This window comes from Sorangium sp. So ce367 (assembly GCF_051520455.1).
In the GTDB taxonomy this organism is placed as follows: domain Bacteria; phylum Myxococcota_A; class Polyangia; order Polyangiales; family Polyangiaceae; genus Sorangium; species Sorangium cellulosum_B.
Window position 1 is genome coordinate 10,403,217 of sequence record NZ_CP150334.1, and the last position, 11,784, is coordinate 10,415,000.

General features: G+C 70.2%; 7 protein-coding genes and 2 rRNA genes (1 of these 9 cut by a window edge). 7 read left to right on the forward strand and 2 right to left on the reverse strand.

All coding sequences use genetic code 11. The annotated features are described in order from the left end of the window. Positions 1-139 precede the first annotated feature (139 nt). From leuS to WME97_RS39465, 7 genes are all read left to right on the forward strand, one after another. Positions 140-2,674: a leucine--tRNA ligase gene (gene leuS / locus WME97_RS39435; RefSeq protein ID WP_437545384.1), complete on the forward strand. Its 2,535-nt coding sequence runs from the start codon at positions 140-142 to the stop codon at positions 2,672-2,674. A gap of 345 nt (positions 2,675-3,019) precedes the next feature. After that, the gene (locus WME97_RS39440) at positions 3,020-4,141 is read left to right on the forward strand and encodes a trypsin-like serine protease (RefSeq protein ID WP_437545386.1); all 1,122 of its coding nucleotides are present in this window, start codon (positions 3,020-3,022) and stop codon (positions 4,139-4,141) included. 61 nt (positions 4,142-4,202) lie between these two features. Continuing rightward, complete coding sequence (locus WME97_RS39445; RefSeq protein WP_437545388.1) at positions 4,203-4,817, forward strand: penicillin-binding protein activator LpoB; 615 nt, start codon at positions 4,203-4,205, stop codon at positions 4,815-4,817. Next, positions 4,817-6,193 carry a hypothetical protein gene (locus WME97_RS39450; RefSeq protein ID WP_437545390.1) on the forward strand — a complete coding sequence of 459 codons (1,377 nt, stop codon included), beginning with the start codon at positions 4,817-4,819 and terminating at the stop codon, positions 6,191-6,193. Before WME97_RS39445 ends, WME97_RS39450 begins: the two co-directional genes overlap by 1 nt. 59 nt (positions 6,194-6,252) lie before the next feature. After that, complete coding sequence (locus WME97_RS39455) at positions 6,253-6,780, forward strand: peptidylprolyl isomerase (protein ID WP_437545392.1); 528 nt, start codon at positions 6,253-6,255, stop codon at positions 6,778-6,780. A gap of 71 nt (positions 6,781-6,851) precedes the next feature. Further along, positions 6,852-9,515, forward strand: a complete 2,664-nt coding sequence (locus tag WME97_RS39460) for an MGH1-like glycoside hydrolase domain-containing protein (RefSeq protein ID WP_437545394.1) — start codon at positions 6,852-6,854, stop codon at positions 9,513-9,515. A 63-nt stretch (positions 9,516-9,578) separates the two neighbouring features. Continuing rightward, the gene (locus tag WME97_RS39465; RefSeq protein WP_437545396.1) at positions 9,579-10,406 is read left to right on the forward strand and encodes a hypothetical protein; all 828 of its coding nucleotides are present in this window, start codon (positions 9,579-9,581) and stop codon (positions 10,404-10,406) included. Positions 10,407-10,969: 563 nt separating this feature from the next. Here the strand turns inward: WME97_RS39465 and rrf are convergent. Both rrf and WME97_RS39475 read right to left on the reverse strand, forming a co-directional pair. Then, positions 10,970-11,086: ribosomal RNA gene (gene rrf / locus WME97_RS39470) — 5S ribosomal RNA — on the reverse strand. Positions 11,087-11,215: 129 nt separating this feature from the next. Continuing rightward, a 23S ribosomal RNA gene (locus WME97_RS39475) occupies positions 11,216-11,784 on the reverse strand (it continues 2,438 nt past the right edge of the window).

Genomic DNA, 11,784 nt, shown 5'->3' on the forward strand with positions numbered 1-11,784 from the left:
CGGGAACTCTCGACATGGCCGCGGCGCCCCGTGGACGGGCGTGGCGCTCCCGCCGGGGCGCGGGCGTCTGCCGCCGCGGGGCGGCTGTCGACCGCGGCAGCACAGTGCTATGGCACGTCGCGATATGGCTGCCGAGACGATGGACCCCCGCGCCTCCACCGAACCTTCTCCCAACGAGCCGCGTGAGCCCGCGCGCTACGATCATGCCGCCGTCGAGCCGCGCTGGCAGCGCGCGTGGGAGGAAGGCGAGACCTTCCGCGCCGTCCGCAGCGCGGACCCGGCCCGCGCGAAGCGCTACGTGCTCGACATGTTCCCCTATCCGTCGGGGTCGGGGCTGCACGTCGGCCACCCCGAGGGGTACACGGCGACCGACATCATGTCCCGCTACTTCCGCATGCGCGGGATCGACGTGCTGCACGTCATGGGCTGGGACGCCTTCGGGCTGCCGGCGGAGCAGCACGCCCTCGAGACCGGCACGCACCCGGCCGACACGACGGCGCGGAACATCGCGACCTTCAAGCGCCAGCTCAAGATGCTGGGCTTCAGCTACGACTGGTCGCGAGAGCTCTCCACGACCGATCCGCGCTACGTGCGCTGGACGCAGTGGATCTTCCTCCAGCTCTTCAAGAAGGGGCTCGCGTACCAGGACGAGGTGAGCGTCAACTGGTGCCCGGCGCTCGGGACCGTCCTTGCGAACGAGGAGGTGATCGACGGCAAGAGCGAGCGCGGCTCGCACCCGGTCTACCGGACGCCGCTCAGGCAATGGATGCTCCGCATCACCGCCTACGCCGACCGCCTGGCGGAGGATCTCCGCCTCCTCGACTGGCCTGAAGGGACGGTGGCGATGCAGCGCGCCTGGATCGGCCGCTCGGAGGGGGCGCTCATCACGTTCGAGGTCAAGGGATGGGGCAAGGGCGCGCTGAGCGTGTTCACGACCCGCCCCGACACGCTGATGGGCGTCACCTACGTCGTGCTCGCGCCCGAGCACCCGCTCACGACATGGCTCACGAGCGCGGAGAGCGGCGCGTCCGAGGCGCGCCGCGAGGCGGTGCGCGCGTACGTCGCGGCCGCGGCGGGCAAGAGCGATCGCGAGCGGCTCGCCGCGGCGGCGAGGGAGAAGACCGGCGTCGACACCGGCCTCGTCGCCGTCCACCCCATCACGGGCGTGGAGGTGCCGATCTGGGTCGCCGACTACGTGCTCGGCGGCTACGGCACCGGCGCCGTGATGGCGGTGCCAGGGCACGACGAGCGCGACTTCTCCTTTGCCCGCACCTACGGGCTGCCCATCGTCGAGGTCGTGAGCCCCGACGGCACCCTGCGCGACCAGCTCGAGGCCGCCTACGTCGACCCGGGCGTCGCGGTCCGGAGCGGCGAGTTCGACGGGCTCTCGACGGAGGAGTGCAAGCGCGCGGTCATCGCGCGCCTCGAGGCGCTCGGGCGAGGCAAGCGCGAGGTGAACTACAAGCTGCGCGACTGGGTCTTCTCCCGCCAGCGCTACTGGGGCGAGCCGATCCCCATCTACTTCCCCGTCGAGCTCGCCGATCCGCAGGGCGATCCCAGGAAGGGCGCCGCGCACACGATCCGCTACGATCAGCCGATCGCGGTCGACGAAGCCAGCCTCCCGATCGAGCTGCCGCCGCTCGCCGACTTCCGCCCTGGCGACGACCCTGCGGGCCCGCTGGCGCGCGCCGTCGACTGGCGCTTCTTCCAGCGGGACGGCAAGTGGTACGCGCGCGAGACGAACACGATGCCGCAGTGGGCGGGCTCGTGCTGGTACTACCTTCGCTTCCTCGATCCGCAGAACGACGCGGAGCCGTTCTCGGAGGCCGCGTACGACGCGTGGATGCCCGTCGACCTCTACGTCGGCGGCGCGGAGCACGGCGTGCTGCACCTCCTCTACGCGCGCTTCTGGCACAAGGTGCTCTACGACCTCGGCCATGTGAAGCACCCCGAGCCCTTCGCGAAGCTCGTCCATCAGGGGATGATCCTGGGCGAGGACAACGAGAAGATGTCGAAGTCGCGGGGCAACGTGATCAACCCCGACGACATCGTGCGGGTCCACGGCGCCGACGTGCTGCGGATGTACGAGATGTTCATGGGCCCGCTCGAGGCGGTGAAGCCCTGGCAATCAGGGCAGATCCAGGGGGTGGTCCGGTTCCGGGACCGCGTGTTCGCGACGTGCACGCGACCGCTCTCGGACGCGATGGACGACGCGACGAGCCGGCAGCTCCACAGGACGATCAAGAAGGTGACCGGCGACATCGAGGGGATGGCGTTCAACACCGCCATCTCCGCGATGATGGTCTTCGTGAATCACCTGAGCTCGCTGCCTTCGCCGCCGCGCGAGGCGGTCCTGCGGCTGATCCTCCTCGTCTCCCCCTTCGCGCCGCACCTCGCGGAGGAGCTGTGGCGGCTCACCGGCCACGAGCGTTCGCTCAGCTACGAGCCGTGGCCCACCTACGACGAGGCCTTCTGCGTCGACGACGTCCTGGAGATCCCGGTGCAGGTGAACGGCAAGGTCCGCGGTCGCGTGATGCTGGCGAAGGCGGCATCGGAGGAGGAGGCGCGAGCCGCCGCGCTCGGCCTGGAGACCGTGGCCACCCTCGCCGCGGGCAAGCAGCTGAAGAAGTTCATCTACGTCGCAGGGAAGATCGTGAACATCGTGGTCGGCTGACGCTCCGGCGCCGCCTGGAGAGCTCCGGCGCTGGCGTGAAAAACGAGCGCTCGCAGCGCGGCGACGTCGCGAACGGACGCGCGGGATAGCAGCGCGAGGGAGGCGCCCCCGGCGCGCGAGGCCCCGCGCCCGCGCCGCCTCCTCGCCCGCGCCTCGGGCTCCAGCGCCTTGCGCTCGGTTGACGACAGGGTCGGGCGCTCGGTTGTACATGAGTCCGATCGGCGCGCTGACCGCATCCCACACCACAGCGCAGCGGGTGGTTCCGCCGGCGCGTGAGCTTCCCCGGAAGCAATCCTCTCCTCCCTCGGGGAGCGCGGTGGTGCACAGCCCAGGCTGGCAGGTGCCGTGCAAAGGCGGCTGGCCGTGTGCCGGAACAGCACCGCGTGGTGTACCCGAGCTGGTTGCCTCCTCGCCGCCGCGCTGGCCGGCTGCGCTGGAGACGCGGACGAAGCGGACCTGCACGAGGAGGACGCGGCCGAGGCCGCGCTGGAGATCAAGGGAGGGTACCTAGACGCTGGAGACCGCGCGGTCGCCGGGCTCCTCATCACCGATCGCCGAGGGCGCGTCGCGCGGACCTGCTCGAGCACCGTGATCGCGCCCAACCTGGTGCTCACCGCGCAGCACTGCATCGCCGAAGCTCCCAAGCTCATCGCCTGCAAGACGGCGACGTTCGGGGAGCCGGTCGATGCCTCGCAGGTCTACGCCACGCTCGGCGGGGCCCTGTGGGCCGCGGACACGCCGTGGATCGGCGCGCGCGCCGTGATCAGCCCGCCCGACGGCAACGCCGTCTGCGGGCGCGACGTCGCGCTCGTCGTGCTGTCCTCCCCGCTCGGCGGCAGCGAGGTCACGCCGCTCGCGCCCCGCCTCGATCGGCCGCCCGAGGAGAGCGAGGTCTACTCGGCGGTGGGCTTCGGCGACACGGAGGGCAGATCGCGCGGCGGCGGCGTCCGCAGGCGCCGCGATGGTCTCCACGTCGAGTGCGTCGGGTACGGGTGCGGAACGCAGGAGCGCGTCACAGGAGGCGAGTGGCGCGGAGAGAACGGCATCTGCAGCGGCGACTCGGGCGGACCGGCGCTCGACGTCGCGGGGCGGATCATCGGCGTGACGTCGCGCGGTCCGGCCGGCTGCTCCGACCCCATCTATGGTGGGCTCATCGCCCATCGCGACTGGCTCGTCACCGAGGCGAGGCGCGCCGCCGACGTCGGCGACTACGACCCGCCCTGGTGGGCCACGGCGTCGGACCCCGCGGAGCGCTTGCCTTCGCGCCGGCCGCTCGACGAGCGCTGGCTCTCGTGCGCGCACGGCCCAGCCGTCGGCGACGCCAGCGGGGCCGCGGCGGCGCGCGCGCTGCTCGCGATGCTCGCGCTGCTCGCGCTGAGGCGAGCCAGGGCGTCCGCGCTGCCGACCTGCCGCGCGCGGCGTGCACGCTGCGCGCGCGCCGCGTCGCAGAGCACGATTTCCGCCTGATCGAAGCTCCAGCGCACACCTCGCCTGCTAGGATGCCGGCGTCCTGCCCTGCGGAGTGTCCATGCCCATTTCGCCCAGCATCCGTCCGGCCGCGCTGCTCGCGGCGCTCGCGCTCGCCTCGCTTCCCATCGGCTGCGGCCCCACCTACGTGCGCGGCAATCAGGTCGAGGGGCTCGACGACGCGGCGATGAGCACGGGAATCGACAGGCGCGACATCGAGCAGCTCCTCCACGAGAACCTGACGTCGCTGATGGCCTCTCCGGTGGCCAAGGCGTGGGCGCACGACGGCTCGCGGCCCACGCTCGCCATCTATCCGCTGTCGAACCAGACGAGCGAGCACATCGACAGCCAGCTTCAGGCGCTCCTGTCCGATATCGAGACGTACCTGTCCCGGGCGAGCCTCGTCACCTTGGTGAGCGTCGAGCGCCAGCAGCAGATGGTCGCGGAGGTCGAGAAGCAGCACGGCGGCGGGTTCGATCCGGACCACATCGCCGAGTACAACCGCCAGCTCGGCGCGAAGTACTACCTCACCGGCAAGGTCTTCACCGCCGATGAGCGCACCGAGGACGAGCGCCGCGTCCAGTACTTCATGTTCATGCAGCTCATCGAGGTCGCCACGAGCGCGGTGGCCTGGCAGAACAGGGCGGCCTTCACCAAGGCGCTCATCCAGGAGTGATGCGCCGGCGGCACGCGAGCCTCGCGGGGCGCAAGCGTGCGGCCCTGGCTCCTCTCGCGCTGCTCCTCGGCCTCTGGCAGGCCGCCTGCGGCGGACATGAAGATCGCGTGCGCACCGCCCTCCAGGCGCTCGATCGCGGCGCTCCCGCCGAGGCGGTGGCCGCGCTGAACGAGCAGCTCGAGGTCGAGACCGCGGCTCAGCTCCCGGCGCTCCGGGGCGACAACGCGCTCCTCCTGCTCGACCGCGGCAACATCCTCCTCAGCATGGACAGCTACCGGCTGTCCGCGCGCGATCTCGGGGCCGCGGACAAGTCGATCGACCTGCTCGACATGTCCCGCGGGGCCGCCCACGATCTCGGCAAGTACCTCTTCTCGGACGACGTGGGCCCGTACAAGGCGCCTGCCTACGAGAAGCTGCTCATCAACACCATCAACATGATGAACTACCTGGCCCAGCGCGACCTCAGCGGGGCCAGGGTCGAGGCTCGCCGCCTCGCGATCATGCAGAGATACCTGCGCGATCACGAGGGCGAGACGGCGCTCCTCGGCCTCGGCAGCTACCTCGCGGGCCTCGCCTTCGAGAAGAGCGGCCAGGCCGACGAGGCGCTCCTCCATTACGACGACGCCCTCCGCCACGTGTCGTATCCGTCGCTCCGCCGCCCGCTCCGCGCGCTCACGCGCGGCGAGCCCAGGTCGCCCCGCATCGCCGCGTTGATCGAGGGCGAGGCCCCGCCGCCGCCCCTCGACGAGACCGGCGAGGCCGAGCTCATCGTCGTCGTCGGGTTCGGGCGCGTCCCGCAGAAGGTGCCGCAGCGCCTCCCGATCGGCCTCGCGCTCACGCTCGTGGCCAACGACATCAGCCCGGCGGATCGCGCGCGGGCGAGCGAGCTCGCGGCGAAGGGGCTCGTGACCTGGGTCAACTACCCGACGCTCGCCCGGGGCAAGGGCGGCTATTCGATTCCGACGCTGAAGCTCGACGGGCGCTCCCAGCCGATGGAGCAGGCGCTCGACGTCGAGGCGCAGGTGCGCGCGGCCTGGAAGAAGAGCGAGGGGACCGTCATCCTGTCGGCCATCACGAGGACCGTCGCCCGCATCGCGGCCGGCGAGGCCGCGCAGGGCGCCACCGAGGCGGCTGCGGAGGACTCCGGGCCGCTGGGCCTGCTCGTCGGTTTGCTGACGAGCGCGACGCTGACCGCGCTCGACACGCCGGACACGCGCGGATGGTCGACGCTCCCCGCGCGCGTCGCGATCGCGCGGACCCGCGTCCGCGCGGGCACCCATGACGTGGTCGTCGGCGTCCGCGGCGAGTCGAGGCGCGCCCGGGTGAGCGTGGCCGCTGGCGGGTGGGCTTTCGTCCCGGTGATGGTCCTCCGCTGAGCGGCGCGCGCGGACGGGAGGGTTGCGGGCGCACTCTTCCCGCGGCAGTCTCCGCGCCGATGCGTAGCCCTCATCTCCGCGCCGTGCTGTTTCACGCGCTCTCGGCGTGCTCGCCCCTCGCGCTCCTCTGCGCGACCGCCTGCGGGGCGCTCGCCACCTCGCCGTCCTGGGTCGGCGGCGGCCTCGCGGTCTCCGCGCCGATCCGGGCGGCCGAGGAGGACGCCGCGATCGAGCGGGAGCGCGCGGTGATCGCCAGTCAGCCCAAGGAGATCGGCGCGCGGCATCTCCTCGTCATGCACGAGGGCTCGAAGAGCAAGCCCGAGGGCCTCCGCCGCACGCGCGCCGAGGCCCGCGCGCGAGCGCAGGAAGCGCTCGTCAAGATCCGCGGCGGGGTGAGCTTCGAGGAGGCGGTCGCGGAGTACAGCGACGAGCCGGGCGCCGCCGAGCGCGGCGGGGATCTCGGGGTGTTCGAGCGCGGCATGATGGTGAAGGGCTTCTCCGACGCCGCCTTCGCCTTGAAGATCGGCGAGGTGAGCGAGATCATCGAGACGCCGTTCGGCTTCCACATCATCAAGCGCACCGAGTAGCGCCCGCTCCAGGTCGTCGCGCGCCGGCCGCGGGCTCGACGCCTCGGCCTTCGTCGCCTAGCGTGGCGCGCATGACGAGGACCGTCCAGGTTGCGCCGACCGCCGAGCACCGCCGCCTCGAGGAAGAGCGCGAGCGCCTCCTGCGCTGGAAGCACTGGGGCCCCTACCTCTCCGAGCGGGCCTGGGGGACGGTGCGCGAGGACTACAGCGCGAACGGGGACGCGTGGGCGCACTTCCCTCACGACCATGCCCGGAGCCGCGCCTATCGCTGGAACGAGGACGGGCTCGGCGGCATCTGTGACCGACACCAGATCTTGTGTCTCGCCGTCGCGGTCTGGAACGAGCGGGATCCGATCCTGAAGGAGCGGGCCTTCGGCCTGACAGGGCCGGAAGGCAACCACGGCGAGGACGTCAAGGAGATCTACTACTACGAAGACGCGACGCCGACCTCCAGCTACCTGCGCTATCTCTACCGGTACCCGCAGCGGCCGTTCCCCTACGAGGCGCTCGTCGCCGCCGCGCGCGACCGCGGCCTCTCGGAGGGCGAGGCAGATCTCCCCGATCTCGGCGCCTTCGACGGGGATCGTTACTTCGACGTCGTCGTCGAGTACGCGAAGCGGAGCCCGAGCGACATCCTGATGATCATCACCGTGGTGAACCGCGGCCCGGAGGCCGCGCCGATCCACGTGCTCCCTCACCTCTGGTTCCGCAACACATGGTCCTGGACCGAGCCTCCGGGTCCGGTCCCTGAGATCCGGGCCATGGAGACCGACGGCGGTCATGTGATGCTGCGCGCGGCGCACCCCGAGCACGGCGCGCATCACCTGTACATCGAGGGCAGCCCGGAGCTGCTCTTCACCAACAACGAGACGAACCGCGAGCGGCTCTATGGCGCCCCTTCGCGGACACCGTACGTCAAGGACGCGTTCCACCACCGGGTCGTCCACGGCGACGAGGCGCGGGTGAACGCCGAGCGCCGCGGCACGAAGGCCGCGAGCTGGCATCGCTTCGAGGTGCCGGCCGGCGGGAGCCGGCGGATCCTGCTCCGGCTCACGCCCGAGCCGGTGGAGTGCCCCTTCGACGGCGTGGACGAGCTCCTGGAGGCGCGGCGCAGGGAAGCGGACGAGTACTATCTCGCCGTCCAGGGCCCTGCCCTGTCCGACGATCGCCGCGCCATCCAGCGTCAGGCGGCGGCGGGGCTGTTCTGGACGATGCAGTTCTACCACTACGACGTCGACACCTGGCTCCGCGGCGACGCGCACGCGCCGCCGCCCGAGCGGCTGAGCGGCCGAAACGCCCACTGGCGGCACGTCTCCGTCGCCGATGTCGTCTCCATGCCCGACGCGTGGGAGTACCCCTGGTTCGCGGCGTGGGATCTCGCCTTCCACGCGGTCGCGCTGGCCTCGCTCGACATCGATCTCGCGAAGGCCCAGCTGAAGATGATGGTCAAGGAGTGGTACCAGCACCCGAACGGGCAGCTGCCTGCCTACGAGTGGGAGTTCTCGGATCTGAACCCCCCGGTGCATGCCTGGGCGACCTACCAGATCTACAAGATCGAGCGGAAGCAGCGGGGCGAGGGCGATCGGGTGTTCCTGGAGCGGGTGTTCCACAAGCTCCTCATCAACTTCGCCTGGTGGGTCAACAAGCGCGACGCCGAGGGGCACAACGTCTTCGAGGGCGGGTTCCTCGGCCTCGACAACATCTCGCTCTTCGATCGCAGCGAGCGGCTCGCGCCCGGGATGCGCCTGGAGCAGGCGGACGCCACGGCGTGGATGGCGATGTACTGCCTCGACCTCATGCGCATCGCGCTGGAGCTCGCGCTCGACAACTCCGCGTACGAGGATCTCGCCAGCAAGTTCTTCGAGCACTTCTTGCGGATCGCGCACGCGCTCCACCACACTGCGGACGGCCGGCTGCCGCTCTGGTCCGACGAGGACGGCTTCTACTTCGACATCCTCATCGCCGGAGGGAAGCCGCGGCACGTGAAGATCCGATCGGCCGTCGGCCTCATCCCGCTCTGCGCGGTGCACGTGATCACCCCGGAGATCTACGGCAAGCTCGCGAACTTCCGGCGCCGGACCGAGTGGTTCCTCCGCAAGAACCCCGCGCTGGCCGAGGCGATCACCGTACGTCCAGACGGCCGCCAGGTGCTCTCCGCGGTGCCGCCGGGGCGCCTCGAGCGGGTGCTGGCGCACCTGTTCGACGAGGACAAGTTCCTCTCGCCGTTCGGCCCGCGCTCGCTCTCCAAGGAGCACGCGGCCGCGCCCGTCTCGCTCGGGCTCGAGCCCTGCGACGCGCAGTACACGGTCGGCTACGAGCCGGGCGAGTCGATCACGCGCATGAAGGGCGGCAACTCCAACTGGCGCGGCCCGATCTGGTTCCCGCTCGGCTACCTGCTCTACCGCTCGCTCCTCCGGCTCGACCACGGCTTCGGCGACGTGCTCACGATCCCGTCGCTCGGCGGCCACGGCCCTCGCACGCTCCGCGACGGAGCGCACGAGATCGCGCGCCGGCTGATCGCGATCTTCGAGCGCGACCGCGAGGGGCGCCGCCCCGTCTACGGCGAGCACCCCCTCTTCCAGCGCGACCCTCGATTCCGAGATCGCCTGTTTTTCTTCGAGTACTTCCACGGCGACACCGGCGCAGGGCTCGGCGCCTCGCACCAGACCGGCTGGACTGCCCTCGTGGGCGACCTGATCCTGCGCACGGAACGGCACAACCACCCGCGTTCGTAGCGCACCCTACATAGCGTTCGGCTCATCACCGGTTCGTCCCGGATCCGTGCTAGGAGGGCGCCTGTGTCGCTGGCGTTCGGCGTCTCGCTCCTCGCGTTGGCCGTCATGCTGGGCGGCATTGCGGCGGTGTTCCGTCATCGGAGCGAGGGCGCGATGTCTGCGTTGCGGACGTTCGCCCTCGTCGGTGCGGCGTCGATCGCGCTGCTTCACCTGCTCCCGGAGGCGATCGGCGAGATCGGCTGGCTCGCGCTGCTCGCGGCGGCGTCTGGCTTCGTGGCGCCGGCGGTGCTGGAGCGCCTCGTGCTCGGGGACGCTGGGGCTCACCGGACGCCGACGACGGCGCTCGCGATGGGGTACGCCGCGGTGCTCGCGCATCAGTTCGGCGAGGGCGCGGCGGTGGCGTCGCTCTCACGGGTTGGACAGCTCTCGCTCCCTGTCGTGCTCGTGATCGCCGCGCACACGGTGCCGCTCGCCATGGTGGTGGCCATTCAGGTCCTCGAGGTGAAAGCCGATACCGGCGGCAAGCGCGCCATGAGCGCTGCGCTCGCGGGCATTGCGCTCGCCACGGTGGTTGGCGCCTTCGCGACGCGGCTTGTCGACCTGGAGCACCTCGAGGTGATCGAGCCATGGTTGCTCTCCGCGGTCGCGGGCCTCCTCTTGCACGCGCTCTCGCACGAGGCGGTCGCAAGCGGCCCAGCGACGTCTCTGAGCCGCGCCGGCGAAGCCATGGGCGGCCTGCTCGGCGTCTTCCTCGCCACGATCGGGATCGACGAGGAGGAATGGGTGCAAAAGATCCCGTTCGCTCTCCAGATCGCCGCCCTGACCGTCCTTGCGGGGCTCATCCTCCTGCGCAGCTACGGCCCGAGGCGAGCTACCGAGCGCCCGCACTGAGCGTCTCGCCGGCCCTGACGGCACCTCCCGTCCGGACGCCGTGACGGCACGCTCCCGCCCTCGGCGCCGCTCCGAGCACTGCCTCAACGGCGCCGATCTGACGGCGGCCAGCACGAGCTCGCTGCAAAGGCGAAGCCTTCAGCGGAGCCGCCCTGCCGAACCGAAGGCCCCCGGCGCATAGGCGTTAACCAAGCTCGTTCGGTCACGCTCAGGGCTCCGCGCCCGCCTCCTCACCCCACCATCGGTCACCAACGTGAACGTTTACGTGGTCGTGGTCGTGGTCGTGGTCGTCAACGATAAGCCGTAAACGACCACGACCACGACCACGTAAACGACCACGTTCACGTTCGGGCGTAGAGGAGTACGCGGCGCGAGGCTTGGCTAAGCCCCAGGAGGCCCTCGGGAGGGTGGTCCGCAGGGGGCCGGCCAGCCCGGAACGCGCGCCACGCAGGCACCGAGGTCCCCGAGGCGGCCTGAAGGCCGCAACGCGCGCCCAGAGCTCCAAGCACGATGGACAAAAAAAACCTGCGCACGGCTCTCACCGTGCGCAGGTTCGAAGAAAATCCCGGCGGCGTCCTACTCTCCCACCAGGTTGCCCTGGCAGTACCATCGGCTCCAAGAAGCTTAACTTCCGAGTTCGGTATGGGATCGGGTGTGACCTTCTCGATATCACCACCGGAAACTTGTGGGTGCGTCCAATCGGAACCCGGCGGAGCCCGCTGCTCGCGGTGCTCTACGCCAGGCCAGCTGTGTCACGCTGCTCGTCACCCGAACTCCGGGCGCGACGCTTCGATGTTTGCCTTAGAAGTATGGTCAAGCCGCACGACCTATTAGTACCGGTTAGCTCCGCCGATTGCTCGGCTTCCACACCCGGCCTATCAACCTCGTGGTCTACGAGGGGTCTTTAGGGGCCTTGCGGCCCGGGACACCTAGTCTTGAGGCCGGCTTCCCGCTTAGATGCTTTCAGCGGTTATCCGTTCCGTACATGGCTACCCGGCTATGCCCTTGGCAGGACAACCGGAACACCAGAGGTACGTCCACCCAGGTCCTCTCGTACTATGGGCAGCTCCTCTCAAGTGTCCTACGCCCACGGCAGATAGGGACCAAACTGTCTCACGACGTTTTAAACCCAGCTCGCGTACCGCTTTAATCGGCGAACAGCCGAACCCTTGGGACCTGCTCCAGCCCCAGGATGCGATGGGCCGACATCGAGGTGCCAAACCGCGCCGCCGATATGAACTCTCAGGCGCGATCAGCCTGTTATCCCCAGAGTACCTTTTATCCGATGAGCGATGGCCCTTCCATACAGAACCACCGGATCACTAACGCCTGCTTTCGCACCTGTTCGACCTGTCGGTCTCACAGTTAAGCTCCCTTG